Origin of the sequence: Nostoc linckia z4 (assembly GCF_002608075.1) — a bacterium.
Classification (GTDB): Bacteria; Cyanobacteriota; Cyanobacteriia; order Cyanobacteriales; family Nostocaceae; genus Nostoc; species Nostoc linckia.
Genome location: NZ_LAHA01000002.1, coordinates 292,482 through 308,164 on the forward strand (window position 1 = coordinate 292,482; position 15,683 = coordinate 308,164).

Genomic DNA, 15,683 nt, shown 5'->3' on the forward strand with positions numbered 1-15,683 from the left:
TCACTAGGAACAGCGTCTACAGGTTGCTCCTTTACAGAAGTACTGAAGTTCTTTTTAATCTAAAATCTAAAATCTAAAATCTAAAATTGGCACACTTATTAGGGAATCACTGCTTTTAATAGTGCCTCTTGTGGCTGAGTTGTATCCAAAATCTTTACGTATGTTTTTTCTTCTTCGGTGAAGGGTTCAGCTTGCTTGAGTTGTGAGTCTAACAAATCGGCAGTGGCATCGGCAATATCACCAGTGCGCTTATTTAAGCGCTCTTGCAAAACTTCCAGGGGTGCTGTGCATTGGATAATCTGGAGAGGAAGTTGGTTTTTTGTAGCTTGGGCGATCGCTTCTTGCCGTAACTTTTGTTTATCATACTTGGCATCTAAAATTACATCAAAACCTTGATTAGCCAGTATAATTCCCAATGACAACAAGCGGGTGTAAGTTTTCTCTGTCATTTCGGGTGTATACAAATCATCGCCCCCTTTCTCCCACAGTGCAACTTTGCCTAAATGCTTCCGCACTGCATCGGAACGCAGGTGAATTGCTCCTAGTTGACGAGCTAAAAGTTTCGCTGTTGTACTTTTACCAGAACCAGACAGCCCCGACATCAAAATGAGTTGCCCCTGTTTTGGTTTAGTATACTCCCAAGCCTGTTTGTAATAGCCAGTAGCGGTTTGTGTTGCTTCTTCCTTCACTGCTGGGGGTACACTGGCATCGTCTAGCAAAAATGAAGTTACCTTGGCTCGCACGTAAGCTTGGCGGCTTAAATACAACGGTAATACCTGTAAACCTTCCCAATCTCCAGTTTGCTCGATGTAAGCATTCAAAAAGGCATTACCCAAGTCCTTGCGTCCCCGTGCTTCCAAATCCATCATGGTGAACGCTACATCATACATTACATCCACAAACCGAAACGGCTCATTAAATTCAATGCAATCAAACAGCAAAATTTTGTCGTGCCACAGAGCAATATTTCTCAGGTGTAAATCCCCGTGGCATTCACGAATATAATCGTTGTGGATTCTGCTAGCAAATAATTCTGGACGTTCGGCAAAAAACCGATCTGTATATTCCTTTGTTTGTGTAAATTGCGCCTCAGTCTGGGGGCCACCGATATATTTTTCAGTTTGCTGATAATTTTCATCAAAGGCAGCTCGGACATTTGGCACTTCACCAAAACCGCGAATATAATCATTCGTCTCGGCTTTGGCATGGTATTGAGCCACTATCCGTCCCAACTCATCTAGGAGTGTTTCACGTAACTGACCTTGTTCAAAAATCGTGCTTAATAGTGATTCTTGGGGAAATTGACGCATTTTCAGCACATATTCTGCTGCTTCTCCTGTTCCCCCTAGTTGGTATTGCTCCCCTACCAGAGTTATGGGCAAGACTTCTAAATATAACTCACCTGCTCCCCGTTGATTTAACCGTAACTCTTCCTGACAATAATACTGCCGCTTCTCTAAAGTCGAAAAGTCCAAAAACCCGAAATTAACGGGCTTTTTCAACTTATAAGCGTAATCCCCAGTCAGCAGCACATAAGAAACGTGAGTTTGAATGAGTTGAATAGATTCTGTTACCTCGTGGGGATAAAATCCAGGCTCCAACATTTGCTCAATTAAAGCCGGAAGAGTTACTTCTGTCATTTCTTAGCCTCTGCGTTCTTTGCGCCTTTGCAGTTCAAATATAGAAAAACCAGAGTTTCCCCTGGTAACATCAAAAATTATTACATAGTTTACCGAATGGCAATTCTGTAAACCAAGCAAACACCAATTTGCTATTCAAAAAAACATAGAGACGTTGCAATGCAACGTCTCCAACAAGGATTTTGTGGGTAAACGAGGGTTTTCACCCCCATTAGCCATCAAGAAGCTGCTTCGCTTTCTTCTTCAGCAGCAGCATTAATTTGCGGTGGTAGAACGCTGACAATAACTCGTTCTGATTCAGCTAAAGGTGTTACACCCTGAGGAAAAGAAATATCACTGATATGTAAAGTGTCACCAATTTTCAGGTTAGCGACATCGATTTCAATTACCTCTGGGATGTTCTCAGGGGCACAACTGACTTGCAATTCGGTAACAACAGTGTCTAGTACACCACCTTCTTGTTTAACACCAATAGCATCTCCGACAAAACGCAGTGGTACTTCTACAGTGGTGTCGCCATGACCCGCAACTGCAAAAAAGCTCAGGTGGTAAGGCGTACCCTTTGCTGGATGAACTTGCAGTTCCCGTATTAAAGCTTGACCCTGCCAAGGTACATCGGTAATTTTTAAGTCAATCAAAGTATTGTTGACTGAAGCTCTTTTGAGCAAGCGCTCAACGGTTTTGGCATCAATGGTCAAAGAAATTGATTCTGTACCTTTGTGACCGTATAAATTTGCCGGGATTTCTCCAGAACGGCGCAAAGCTTTGGGCTTGCTACCTTCTGGTCGCTTTTTACATTCGACTGTAATCGCCATAGAACCTTCCTTTGTCAGTTGTCATTTGTCATTTGGGCATGGGGCATTGGGAGTGGTAACTGTTAACTGTTGACTGGTGACTGGGGAGTTATTATTTTCCCCTGCTCCTTGCCTCGTCTCCCTTGTCTCCCTTGTCTCCCTTGTCTCCCTTGTCTCCAGTCTCCACTCCCTACGCACTCAGCAACGTGGCGGGTGTGCCATCGGCGTGCAATAAAGCGCGTTTGGGGCCGTGGATGGGGTCTTCTACGATAATGGTTTGATCGCGGCTAGCTCCTAGTGAAACGATCGCGATCGGGACTTCCATTAATTCTGCTAAGAATTTTAGATAGTCCAATGCCTGTTGTGGCAAATCTTCCAGGGTGCGGCAGTGGGTTGTTGACACTTTCCATCCTGGTAAGGTTTTATAAATGGGGCGACATCTGGCAAATTGACGGGAACTGGTGGGGAAGTGTTCGCTGCGGACGCCATCTATTTCATAGGCGACACAAACTTGGATTTCTTCTAATTCATCGAGGACATCCAGTTTAGTCAGTGCCATACAATCCATACCGTTGATTCGCACGGCATAACGACCGATGACGGCATCAAACCAACCGCAACGCCGTTTGCGTCCGGTGGTTGTGCCAAATTCGGCACCGCGATCGCACAGTAATTCTCCCAGTTCTCCATCCAGTTCTGTGGGAAATGGCCCTTCTCCCACTCTGGTGGTGTAGGCTTTGGATACCCCAATCACCCGGTCTATCATTGTCGGCCCTAGCCCCGTACCAACGCAAGCCCCCCCGGCTACAGGGTTGGAGGAGGTAACATAGGGATAAGTTCCGTGATCCAAATCTAGGAGTGTGCCTTGTGCGCCTTCAAACAGAATATTCCGCCGTCGCTGAACTGCATCATATATTTTTATTGATGTATCAACGACATAAGGCCGCAAGCGTTCTGCATACCCCAAGTACTCCTCAATCACCTCTTGTGGATTTAGAGGCGGCAAGTTGTAAAGCTTTTCTAAAATGACGTTTTTATAATTTATCGTCCACTCTAACTGCTCGCGTAGCCCATCGGAGTCCATCAAATCCAGAACTCGAATACCTGTACGTTCAGATTTGTCAGCATAAGTCGGACCAATGCCCCTACCTGTAGTGCCGATCTTATGGCTTCCCCGTTGTTCTTCTGATGCCTGGTCTATCAACCGATGATAAGGCATCGTTACGTGGGCTGTCTCAGATATCAGCAGGTGGTCAGTGGAAATATTTAATTCTTTTAGTTGGTCGAGTTCTGCTATCAAAATCTGTGGATCGATGACTGTGCCACAGCCGATAATGCAATCAGTATCCGGATACAAAATACCAGAGGGAATTAAATGCAGCTTAAAGGTTTGACCTTTGACTACAATTGTGTGTCCAGCATTGACACCCCCTTGGTAACGTACCACAACATCTGCTGACCGACTGAGCAAGTCTGTTATTTTACCTTTTCCTTCATCGCCCCATTGGGCACCTATGACAATTACGTTAGCCAAGCGTTTATATTAAGAGGTAAAGTTTCCACAAACTATAATTATCAACATGTTTTGGAAAAAATGTCAATAATTACGCAAAAAAATATATAGCAGTGTGTTGACTGATGACTGTTGACTGATGACTGTTAAGCTAAGGGAACTCCAAAAAATAAATTATTCCAGTGGATGGGTTAACTGTGAACCGTCAACAGTCAACAATAGTAATGGAATATTTTTTTACTTGGCAGTCCCTAAGACATATCTAAATAGCATAATCACTTATGAGGCTTGTTGAAAGCTAACGGTAAACGGTCAACAGCCAACAAGCAAAGATATAGTTGTTGAAATTTTAAACAGCTTGACTGGTGAGTGTCAGGACTAATATTTTTTTAATTAAATAGAATTACTGTAGGTACTTTTCATTGGGTAATTCACCATAAAATGTCACTGCAAAATATGAATCGGGAATATACCCTAATTTTCGACATAAGCAATCAATCAGGTGTGTATCTGCAATTTTTTATGGCTACGATCGCCATTATCATTAACTGTCATTTATCATTGATTAGTTAACAATAACTAATGACAAATAGCAGCTAGTAAGTTCAAAAATTAATATATATTAAAAACTGGCGGTTTGGTTTTTGATTATTGTGTATACATGATTATCCCCAAAATTAAAAAAATTTACAACTTTCACAGCTTGTATTTTATTACCCGTGTTTTCCTACTGGTTCAAATACTCTCAGTATTTGTTTTCAATGCCTAATTATCACTCATGGAGGTCATGGGCAACAAAAGGGCGATCGCATGATGAAAAAATGGTCTAGAGTCCAAAAGCACAAAGCAATATTTATTTTGGCATTATCAATTGTATTTACTAATACTCTAATTACCTATGACAGCACTATTAAGCTGATTGATAATCGTGAATCTGTGACATACTCTCACAAATTTATTACTCAACTGCAAATTATACAAAGTACTCTACAAGATGCTGAAACTGCCCAACGGAATTATTTAATTACATCAGATATAGAAGCTCTCACAGCATATTATCGGGGGTATAAAGACAGCGATCGCCATCTCCACAACCTTAATCAATTAATTGCTAATCATCCTCAACAACAGCAGTGGTTTAATTTATTAAATTCAAAAATTAGTAGCAAATTCAACACGCTGCAACAAGAAATTTACTTAAGAAAAAACCAGGGATTGGCAGCAACTAAACAAATAATTTTGTCTAAACAAGACAAGCAAATAGGCAAAGAAATTCAACAGCTAATTTCTGAATATTTAAAAACAGAGGAAAATTTATTACAGCGAGAGATACGGGAGTCTCAAGCAATTTCCCAAAAAGCTGTAATGAGATTTTTAATGACCCTTATTTTACATTTGCTGTTAGTAGCTTTACTGTATAAATTATTGTGTAATTACGTTAAACAACTCCAGCAGGCAGAAGAGAAAATTTGCGAACAAAAGTTACTACTAGATGTAGTAAAAGACGCAATTATAGTACAAAATATCCACAACCAAATCTTATTTTGGAATCAAGGTGCCCAAAGTCTCTACGGTTGGAAAGTTGAGGAAGCTGTGGGTAAAAATGTTGAGCAACTTTTGTATCAAGGAACTTCACCACAGTTTGAAGATGCTTACTTAAGTGTCATAAATACTGGTGAATGGCGGGGTGAATTGTATCAACTAACAAAAGAAGGTAAGGAAATTATTGTTGAAAGTCGGTGGATATTGTTACAGCATGATAATGGACAACTCAAATCCATTTTGAGCGTGAATACCGAGATTACACAGCACAAACAATTAGAAGCTCAACTTTTGCGATCGCAACGTTTGGAGAGTATCGGTACTCTAACTAGCGGTATCGTCCATGACTTGAATAATCTACTATCGCCGATTTTAATGTCAGTTCAGTTGTTGCAAAAGAAGTTTCCTGACACCCAAAGCCAGAAAGTATTACAAACCCTAGAAAATAACGTTAAGCGCAGTGCTAATTTGCTCAAGCAAATCTTGACTTTTGCACGGGGAATTGAAAACAAACGCACAATCATCGAAATTCTGCCTCTGATAACAGAAATCCAGGAAATCATCGCTCAAACATTTCCTGATTCTATTATCTGCCAAATAGATATTCCCAAAAATCTTTGGTACCTCAGGGGAGACGCAACTCAACTACATCAAGTGCTGATGAACTTAGCCGTCAACGCCCGCGATGCTATGCCCGATGGCGGTATCTTGAAAATCGTAGCAGAAAATGTTGTGATCGGCGAACATTCTGCCCAGATTAATATTAATGCCAAAGTGGGTTCTTATATTGCGATCGTGGTTACTGATACTGGTATGGGTATGTCTTCGGAAGTGCAACAACGAATTTTTGAACCATTTTTCACCACCAAAGACGTAAGCAAAGGTACGGGTTTGGGGCTTTCCACTGCGCTAGATATTATTAAAAATCACGGTGGTTTTGTCAATCTTTACACTCAGGTAGGCAGAGGTACTCAATTCACAGTGTACTTACCTGCTTTAACATCCACACAAACCCCTTCGGTTTCTCAGAAACTCGAATCAGTTACTGGAGATGGCTAATTGATTGGGGTAGTGAAAGTATTACAGATTAGAAAAACTCTATCGACCAAAACTTTCTGCTCGCGTTAGAAATTGGTTAATATTAGTTAACATGATACGCCGTTATTACTATTCTCTTGTCTGGACTATATACGGACTCAACTCTTGGGTATTCGTTATGAATCCACCATACTTTTATTCTATTAGACTGTGCAGGTGCGCTACTTGACATTGAATATCCCGCCTGAGTCATCAATGTTTCAAAAGTATTTGAGTCGAGAACCGTACAATTAAAAGCTGTTAGCCCCTGTATCTGATGTCTGTTTAGGGTCATAAGTACCCTGGTAAGTCGTAAAAATTCTATATCCTGGTAATACTAAAGCAATTCCAGTATCAGCGTGAATTTTACCGGGATATTTATAAGGGATATCATCTGGTATGCTTCCACCAATGCGAAAGCTAAAACTATGTAGCCATATATACAAACCAGGTATTAGTAAATCCATACTATATGCGATAGCTCTCATTGCCTCATTTTGTTTCAACGAAGCACAATTTCTGGCTATAGGAAATTTTTTAGAGATACTCTTTAGGTTTGTGTTTTTTAACATGGTCTTAATTTCAATCCCTACAGGGATTTAGTAAGTCTCAAGTGTTTCAATCCCTTATAGGGAGAAAGTCTTTTGCAAGCTCAGATAGAAAGCAAGGATATCGAAAAGTTAGTTAGTTTCAATCCCTTATAGGGAGAAAGTGTTTTGCAACCTTGCTAACCTTTGAAAGCTTTGCTGTATTTGGGTTTTAAGGTTTACTTTAGCGGATGCCTAAATAATAGCAAAGTTTTCAAGCCTTGTAAGAGTCAAAGGTGTTTAAAAAGCTTATACCGCAAGGTGCGCGACAGTTATAATGGACTACAGGCTAAGAACGGCTGTAGGGCAACCCAACATTTTGCGGATTTGTTGGGTAAGGTATTGCCCCAACCCAACCAACAAATACCCTTAACTCGAATCGGTTACTGGAGAAGGTTAATTGGGGAGTGCGGGGATGAGAAAGATGGGATTTGGAAGAAGTATTTAGAAAAAATTGTCAAAATTAACGTCAGTAGTTTGCTGTTCTCAGGTAAAAAGGTTGTGGCATTTGCTGACACTGGTATCAGGTATTTTGCTTAAAACCTTGACTACAAAAGAATTTTTACATAAATTGGTGCAAAATTTAGCATCAATTAACGTATATTTACATAATTTTTCTGTTAGAGGAGATTTTTTTCTCTATGGTTTTTGTTACAATTATTAAAATTTTTCCCTAAAAATACCATTATGGCTTTATATGCAGAATTACATAGACATCTAGGCGGTTCGGTCGTACCCAGAGTATTGTGGCGATATTTCGAGCGACATTCTCCGGAGTTGATTTCCCGCTTTGGTGACTATTCGGAATTTGAAGATTTTTACACCCGCCCACGCAATACCCTAGATGAGTATCTAGAATTGCACACCTTGGTAGAAAGCGTCCAAACTGTGGAGACTTTGCCTTATTTTATCTATCGCTTGCTGCGGGGTGCTTACATTTTTGAAAATTTGGCTTATCTAGAACTGCGCTACACTCCCTATTTACGGACACCGGAGCATCTGAGTCAATCAGACAGAATTGACAAGATGGCAGAAATTGTCCAAGTGGTAGGAAAAGCTAGTCATTTGCCAGAATATCCCATTGTTACTAGCCAAATTCTTTGTATGCACACGCGTTTACCTTATGAGGTGAACAAAGCGATTATTGATTTGGCAGCGCAAAATAAGGATTATGTCTGTGGAGTAGATGTAGCTGGGGGTGATAGCTATTATGCCGATCGCCTCCAAGAATGGATTAGTCTATATAATTATGCGCGATCGCTCGATGTTAACACCACCGGACATTTATTTGAAACTACCGCCGGTTGTTACCCCCAATTGTTACCCTACCTGATGCGAATTGGTCACGGCATTCAAATTCCTTTATTGTATCCAGAATTACTTCCGGATTTAGCCAGACGCGGGCAGTGTTTGGAGGTTTGCCCAACGACTTATCTAAAAACTGGTACATTACAGGATATCCGTCAACTGAAATTAGTTTTTGACCGTTGTTTTGATGCCGGTGTCGATATCGCTATTTGTACTGATAATGCTGGTTTACACAATGTACGTTTGCCTTGGGAATATGAAAATCTCTTGACTTACGACATTATTAGTTTTGAACAACTCCAAGCTTGTCAGGATGCAGCGTTTCGCCATGCTTTTGCTTGGCCTTACAGGCAACGTCCGGTATCCTTATTGAACGGATTGCTGAAACTTGAATCACCTAAAGTTTTAGCACTAAGCGAAAGTAATTAGATTAGGACTTACGCAACAACTCTCTCAAACTCTTATAACTTCGTGCCCTTCTCTGACGAAACGCTGCGCGAATGCGTCCTACCCTGCGGGAAGCCGCTACCGCGTCTATGCGGTTAGTTTATTCATACTTTTGCGTAAGTCCTATAGATAAAGAAGTCAGAATTCAGAATTGGTAAATTCAGCAATGGTTTAAATGTGGATTAACACCTGCTAGTGATTGTTGATTTGCCATTCGTCTAGAATTTATGCTGAATTCTGACTTCCGACTGCTGAATTCATAAATTTTTTTTGCTTAAAATCCCACAAGCAATTTATCAAAAATCGCTTTTTAATTGAGCTTTCTTTACATTTAATCAAAATTTCTACTAAATTTACTCTCTCAATCTCTCTGTCGCCAGAAGCTATAAACTATAACTTATGGCATCTACTATTCAAGCTCTACCAAAAGAAGTTGTATATCTGATTACAGCGGGAGAGGTCATTGACTCTCTAGCCTCTGTAGTGCGGGAATTGGTGGAAAATTCCCTAGACGCAGGTGCAACGCGAATTATAGTTTCCCTATGGCCAGAACAATGGCGAATTCGGGTTGCAGACAATGGTTGTGGAATGAACCTAGAGGATTTGCAACAAGCAGCCACAGCCCACAGTACCAGTAAAATTCGTTCTAGTGCCGATTTGTGGAAAATTCACAGCTTGGGTTTTCGGGGTGAAGCTTTACATAGTTTAACGAATCTGGCAGATTTAGAAATTTTGAGCCGTCCTGCGGGTGGAAAATTAGGGTGGCGAGTAGTCTACGGCTATGGCGGAGAAGTTAGGCAAGTGGAAGTAACTGCCATCGCCCCTGGTACAGTGGTGACAGTTTCCAATCTTTTCGGTAATTGTTCATCTCGTCGTCAGGGACTACCGACAACAGCACAGCAAATGAAAGCCGTGCAAGCAACAATTCACCAAATTGCCTTGTGTCATCCCCGCGTCACCTGGCAAATTTGCCAAAATGACCGCCAATGGTTCACCATCTCAAGAACTGCCACAACCGGGCAACTACTACCGCAGATTTTACCCCAAGTCCGACAGGGCGATTTGCAAGAAGTCAAACTCGAAGTACCCAACCCGGTAAACTCAGAACTCACAATTCATAATTTAACACTCAACACTCAACACTCAACACTAAACTTAGTAGTAGGATTACCCGATCGCTGCCATCGCCATCGTCCAGATTGGGTACGTGTGGCCATTAACGGACGTATGGTGAAGTCAGCAGAATTAGAGCAGACAATATTATCAGCATTTCACAAAACATTACCACGCGATCGCTATCCAATTTGTTTTCTGCATCTTGTGATTTCGCCAGATCAAATTAATTGGAATCGTAATCCTGCAAAAACAGAAATTTATCTCAATGAAATAACTTATTGGCAAGAGCAAATTATCGCAGGAATTAACCAAGCACTACAAATTTCTGCTGCCAATCTCAAAGAAACTGTCCACACCACAAGAGTAAGTAAATTACTCAAGGCCGCAGAAGCTAAAGGCGGTTACAATTTCAATCCTCAAAATCCCAACGGCGATGACAAAATTCCTAACTCTCCACTCTCAACTCCTAACTCTCTAAAAGCTGTGGCACAAGTAAATAATACTTACATAGTTGCCGAACATTCTGGTGGAATGTGGTTAGTGGAACAGCACATTGCCCACGAACGAGTTTTATATGAGCAATTATGCGATCGTTGGCAACTAGTTTGTGTTGAACCGCCGATTATTCTCTATCACTTGTCCCCAGCGCAAGTATCCCAATTGCAACGCATCGGCTTAGATATAGAACCCTTTGGCGAACAACTTTGGGCTGTTCGTAACCTACCCGCAATGTTACAGCAACGCCAAGATTGTGCAGAAGCCATTTTAGAATTGAGTTTGGGAGGTGACTTACAAACAGCGCAAGTTGCTGTGGCTTGTCGCAGTGCAATTCGGAACGGTACGCCATTGAATCTACAACAAATGCAGACACTTTTAGATGATTGGCAACGCACTCGCAACCCCCGCACCTGTCCCCACGGACGCCCAATTTATTTATCACTAGAAGAGTCAGCCTTAGCTCGTTTTTTCCGACGTAATTGGGTAATTGGTAAAAGTCACGGAATTTAACTTAACGTGAGTTCGATGAAAGTTGGTGACTGTTGACTGTTGTCGATTGCCAAATTATTTGTCCGCGTTGACAAATTAATGTCAGTATTGCCAAAATAATGTCCGCATTCACTATGTAATCCAATTGTGTTAGCTAACCATTAACAAAATAATATCGTTAAAAATATCGTTAAACTTTTCAGCGTGGTGTGTTACTGTCATACATCAACCTTGCCAGCAAGACCTTACCCCCCTATGGGGATTTGTGGTTCAAAGAAATGAAAATTGCTGTAAGTTGACAAGTTTTTGTCCTATTAGTCCAAGAATTCCATGACTTTTACCAATCTTTCAACCCACCTATTTTTAAGAGAAGTTTGTAAAACTCTCTCCAAAAAAATTGTCAATTTCCAAACATCCTCTCAGCCCTTCTCTAGCTAGGAATGCTTTTTAAACGTAAAAAGTATTATCGAGCAAAGTCTCATTTTTCCTGATTTTAAACCATCTGTAACTGAGAACGGTGTTGAAATACTTCTGATTGCTTTTGTTTTTTGTGTGTCCCTCCTTTACTCGCCTCTAGCTGGGAGGGGTGTTGAAACCCGACTAACCGTGCGGGGCATGTGAATTGAGGGTTTCCTTTCAACCCGCCTCTAGCTGGGAGGGGTGTTGAAACGCGGCTTCTGATTCATTGGGTTTTAAGTATTTTTGAACTTTCAACCCGCCTCTAGCTGGGAGGGGTGTTGAAACTGAGTGGAAGACCAGGGATGCTAATTGGGTTGCTTGTTCTTTCAACCCGCCTCTAGCTGGGAGGGGTGTTGAAACTCCCCTCAATTTTTACGAATCTCCATCTTGGTTCTTTCAACCCGCCTCTAGCTGGGAGGGGTGTTGAAACCGAAGCCCCAGCAGGCAATGGATTTGTAAGCACAGCTTTCAACCCGCCTCTAGCTGGGAGGGGTGTTGAAACTCAGCTTGTACAGCTGCATAGCCCGGAGTTCTACCTTTCAACCCGCCTCTAGCTGGGAGGGGTGTTGAAACTTGCACCACCCCACCCACCAAGGGTAGAACCAGCAGCTTTCAACCCGCCTCTAGCTGGGAGGGGTGTTGAAACACAGCCCCTGGAACTACATCCTCTTTAGATGTTACTTTCAACCCGCCTCTAGCTGGGAGGGGTGTTGAAACTAGTGATTGCGTTTATTTCGGTTGCAGTTTTGATAACTTTCAACCCGCCTCTAGCTGGGAGGGGTGTTGAAACAATAATTATTTGCCCGTTTATATAATGTCGTTGAATCCTTTCAACCCGCCTCTAGCTGGGAGGGGTGTTGAAACTTGTAAATATCCAATAAAGACCGAAGCGAGATGAATAATTCTTTCAACCCGCCTCTAGCTGGGAGGGGTGTTGAAACGCATAAAATCATTGAGTTCAGAAAGCCTACGTATATTCTTTCAACCCGCCTCTAGCTGGGAGGGGTGTTGAAACTAATCTAAATTGATACCTTTTGGCATCGCGTCTTGAGTCTTTCAACCCGCCTCTAGCTGGGAGGGGTGTTGAAACTTCCAGGGTGGTGATAATTTTTAAAATTTTTGAAAAACTTTCAACCCGCCTCTAGCTGGGAGGGGTGTTGAAACAACATTAATCCGTATAAGTACGGTTAAAATAGAAACCTTTCAACCCGCCTCTAGCTGGGAGGGGTGTTGAAACCCTTTCAGGTTCCCAAACCACGTAAGCACTTTTGAAGTCTTTCAACCCGCCTCTAGCTGGGAGGGGTGTTGAAACTCTGCGCTTCAAACTCTTGATTTACCAATAGTTCTGAAGGCATTTTTGTCATGTCTCCCAAAATCGCTGGTCAGTTAATACTTAAAAAAGTAAATCAACTGACACATTAAAGGCTATAAACCTTATTAAACAAGCGATTTAAAGTTTTGGCAGGAGTGCCAGGGAAATCGCCCCTGCTTTACCATGCCAAAAAATAATTAAGGTGGGTTCCTCCTTGGTCGGAGGTGATTCAGTAGCCACCACTGCGGTAAACCCGCACCTCTATTACTGGGGGCGCACCTAATTCCTATCCACAAGGGACAGCAGCATCAAGGTGGGCAGCTACCAGGGTCAGAAAGCAAGACTGTTTAACAGCAGTCAAACTAACCCACATTTACGCAGCACAGAGACTTGTAACAAGTATGAACTGCGGCGCTATTGAATATTTTCATTCTATTGTCAAGGTTCGGTGTTTTGTCAATCAGTTTATTTTGCGAGAATCGTAAGCCGCGATCGCTAATTCTTTCGCTTTCTCTTGTGGACTACCTCGAATCGGCTGTTTTGCCTCTTCTATAAAAATTCCTGCTTTAGCAGATTGACTTTCAATATTTGCAATCAATCTGCCATAGCTCCATTGATGGACACTAACTCGGTATTGTTTGGCATATTTTTGCTGAACTTCTATTAAGTCTGATTTCTGTTCGGCTTTAGCTTGAACTTCGCTTTGAACTTGTTCTCGCATATCCCCCAATTTAGGGAGAACTATACTGCCAGCTTTATATGTTATTGCGATCGCCACAATTTCTTGAGCTAGTAATCTATCTACATACTGTCCTAACTCTGATTCTCCAATTTGATTTGGTGAAGCCAGAATTTGAGCTACTTGGCGCTGGTGGGATAAGGTATGTTTTTGTTGTCGCTGTCTATTTAAAAGTCTGTAATTATCGCCTAGTAGCTGTTTAATGCTGCGGTAGGTAAGCACTTTACCTATAGAGCTATCAACCACTGCTACTGTTGTAGGGTTCTCTAAACCAAGGCTAACTGCAACAAGAATATGAGATTGACCTTTATATAAGGGCTTGCTAGGACGAGGAAAGGGGTTATTAATTCTGGCTAAAGATGAGTTTTTTCTTTTTATATGAGCAAGTTGTTGATCGTTGAGTTCACCTTTGGCTTTTGTTTGGGTGATAGTTTTAGCAATTTCTTCTGCTTTCTCTTCTCTGATTAGGTTTGTTCCTTCAGCAGTCCATAGGCGAGTATCTACAGAACAGTAGAGGATTAAGCGGTTAACTTTCCAATGATCGCCTTTGCCTTCCCCTTCCTGCCAAGCAATACGCCCACTGCGGAGAGTAAATAGGCTGCTAGAGTGTTGGTTTTTACTGTTGTGCTTGATTTGTTGGTCTTCTAAAAATCGTTGGAACCAGTGCAGATGGCGAGAATCACAATAGACTTGAAAGCTATGCTCACTCAAACCATTAAATTTCACACAGATACGTCCACGCTCGTTTTTAAACCAAGTCATATCTTCGTTGGTTTCATAAGCGACTGGGAAAGGTAGTTTGCTAGATTGTTTTAGAAGGCTGTCCTGCCAAAATTTAGCCTCTGCTTCATTTTCAGGAGCGTTATTAGTGACAAGCAAAAGAGTTTCTAACCATTTGGCATCGGTTAAGTCTCGACCTTTGGGGATTCGTGCCTCTAGCTGTTGTTTGAGGCGTTCAATTTGAATCTCAAGTTTACGGCGGCGTTTAGCAAATTTATCAGCATCTTCATCTTGATTGCTGATTTTGCAACCATTTTTCAGCAAATAGCCAATTGCACAGCGTGTCAATGTTTCTTCTGTGTTGCGGTAAGCCTCAAACAAAATTTGAGAAATACTACGTTCGCGTAGCGTGCGCTCCGCGCAATCGCCATCTGATTTTTTAGATTTTTTGGTTTTCTTACGTTTGTTTCCTTTCGGTGATTTTGCTTCAACTGTATCTGACTGGGGGGCCAATTGAGCCAATATTTCAGCCGCTTTAGTACGAAGGTTCTCTAAAGTAACACCACTCGCTTCTACTAATTCGGCATCACTTTTAAGCATTTCCAACCAGCGCATTTTACCTTCTAGTTGAGACTGCGATCGCTTCATCAACGCCAACCATGATTTATATATGTAATTCACCAATGCGATCGCACTCGTGTAAAAGCGTCCGGGTTGACCGATGAAGCGGGGGTCAGTTTTCAAAGGTTCGCATAATTCTTTGACAATTTTGGCTGGGTGCTTGCCTTTTTGCCGCCAACTCTCAAACTCTGGCTGTTGAGCTACCTTTAGCAACAGTTCGTTAATCAGTGGCGTATTTTTCTCTGCCATCAACTTCCATAGCTGTTGGCGGGTAGATTCACTTCCTACTAAACGACACTGAATAGTAATCTGGCTCATACGTTTACTAACATATATGTCTGATAATACCACAAACGTTTAATTAACTGCTGTGCCTACAATGATTTCATGCAAGAAACGTTTTTTACGAGTAAACAAGCGGCTGAAATCACAGGCTGCACCCTGCGTCAACTCCAGTACTGGCGCGAAAAGGGTGTGGTTGTTCCTGTTATTGGTGAGACGGGAACAGGGCGTAGTATTTATTACTCAAAGCCGAATTTGATGGAACTGGCAGCAATGTTATATTTTTTGTCTATGGGATTGAGTTTTGATATTGCCAGTACTACGCTGAAAACCCTGAGAGATAAGGAACCGGAGTTGTTTGAATTTGGTAAAGGTAGTCGGTGGATGATACTTTTCGAGGGGCATAAGCGATCGCTAAATCTTGTAGTGTATGACCGAGAACAAGCGATCGCATCTTTAGATGAGGGTAAACCTGTGATTCCTGTGTGGCTAGATGTGATACATCAGCAGTTGACGAAGAAATTGGCGTGATAAAACAA

At 41.7% G+C, this 15,683-nt stretch carries 11 protein-coding genes and 1 CRISPR repeat array; of the genes, 5 read left to right on the forward strand and 6 right to left on the reverse strand.

The annotated features are described in order from the left end of the window. Positions 1-98 precede the first annotated feature (98 nt). The 4 genes from VF06_RS03560 to VF06_RS03570 all read right to left on the reverse strand — a co-directional run bounded on the left by VF06_RS03560 (position 99) and on the right by VF06_RS03570 (position 3,968). Entirely contained in the window at positions 99-1,640 is a 1,542-nt protein-coding gene (locus tag VF06_RS03560; protein ID WP_099067408.1) for a bifunctional aminoglycoside phosphotransferase/ATP-binding protein, read from the reverse strand. Positions 1,641-1,858: 218 nt separating this feature from the next. After that, on the reverse strand, positions 1,859-2,455 hold the full coding sequence (locus VF06_RS03565; protein WP_099067409.1) for a 50S ribosomal protein L25/general stress protein Ctc: 597 nt from the start codon (positions 2,453-2,455) through the stop codon (positions 1,859-1,861). A 21-nt stretch (positions 2,456-2,476) separates the two neighbouring features. Beyond that, a complete protein-coding gene (locus tag VF06_RS40255; protein ID WP_180267327.1) occupies positions 2,477-2,632 on the reverse strand; it encodes a hypothetical protein in 156 nt (51 codons plus the stop codon). Beyond that, positions 2,625-3,968: an adenylosuccinate synthase gene (locus VF06_RS03570; protein ID WP_099067410.1), complete on the reverse strand. Its 1,344-nt coding sequence runs from the start codon at positions 3,966-3,968 to the stop codon at positions 2,625-2,627. The genes VF06_RS40255 and VF06_RS03570 overlap by 8 nt, the downstream gene beginning before the upstream one ends. Positions 3,969-4,757: 789 nt before the next feature. On the opposite strand from VF06_RS03570, the gene VF06_RS03575 reads away from it, so the two are divergent. Continuing rightward, the gene (locus VF06_RS03575; protein WP_099067411.1) at positions 4,758-6,548 is read left to right on the forward strand and encodes a CHASE3 domain-containing protein; all 1,791 of its coding nucleotides are present in this window, start codon (positions 4,758-4,760) and stop codon (positions 6,546-6,548) included. 269 nt (positions 6,549-6,817) lie between these two features. Here the strand turns inward: VF06_RS03575 and VF06_RS03585 are convergent, their stop codons facing one another. Beyond that, the gene (locus tag VF06_RS03585) at positions 6,818-7,054 is read right to left on the reverse strand and encodes a hypothetical protein (protein ID WP_180267326.1); all 237 of its coding nucleotides are present in this window, start codon (positions 7,052-7,054) and stop codon (positions 6,818-6,820) included. 360 nt (positions 7,055-7,414) lie between these two features. On the opposite strand from VF06_RS03585, the gene VF06_RS03590 reads away from it, so the two are divergent. The 3 genes from VF06_RS03590 to mutL all read left to right on the forward strand — a co-directional run bounded on the left by VF06_RS03590 (position 7,415) and on the right by mutL (position 11,032). Continuing rightward, on the forward strand, positions 7,415-7,693 hold the full coding sequence (locus VF06_RS03590) for a hypothetical protein (RefSeq protein WP_099076738.1): 279 nt from the start codon (positions 7,415-7,417) through the stop codon (positions 7,691-7,693). Between the two features lie 147 nt (positions 7,694-7,840). Then, complete coding sequence (locus VF06_RS03595) at positions 7,841-8,890, forward strand: adenosine deaminase (protein WP_099067441.1); 1,050 nt, start codon at positions 7,841-7,843, stop codon at positions 8,888-8,890. A 417-nt stretch (positions 8,891-9,307) separates the two neighbouring features. Beyond that, positions 9,308-11,032: a DNA mismatch repair endonuclease MutL gene (gene mutL / locus VF06_RS03600; RefSeq protein ID WP_099067415.1), complete on the forward strand. Its 1,725-nt coding sequence runs from the start codon at positions 9,308-9,310 to the stop codon at positions 11,030-11,032. A 538-nt stretch (positions 11,033-11,570) separates the two neighbouring features. Next, positions 11,571-12,782: direct repeats of the CRISPR family, unit length 37 nt; unit sequence CTTTCAACCCGCCTCTAGCTGGGAGGGGTGTTGAAAC. Between the two features lie 460 nt (positions 12,783-13,242). On the opposite strand, the gene cas12k is transcribed toward mutL, so the two are convergent. Further along, positions 13,243-15,180 (reverse strand): type V CRISPR-associated protein Cas12k, encoded by a 1,938-nt coding sequence (cas12k, locus tag VF06_RS03605; RefSeq protein WP_099067416.1) that lies wholly within the window; start codon positions 15,178-15,180, stop codon positions 13,243-13,245. Positions 15,181-15,249: 69 nt separating this feature from the next. Between cas12k and VF06_RS03610 the strand changes: the two genes are divergently transcribed. Continuing rightward, positions 15,250-15,675: a MerR family transcriptional regulator gene (locus VF06_RS03610; RefSeq protein WP_099067417.1), complete on the forward strand. Its 426-nt coding sequence runs from the start codon at positions 15,250-15,252 to the stop codon at positions 15,673-15,675. The last annotated feature ends 8 nt before the right edge of the window (positions 15,676-15,683 follow it).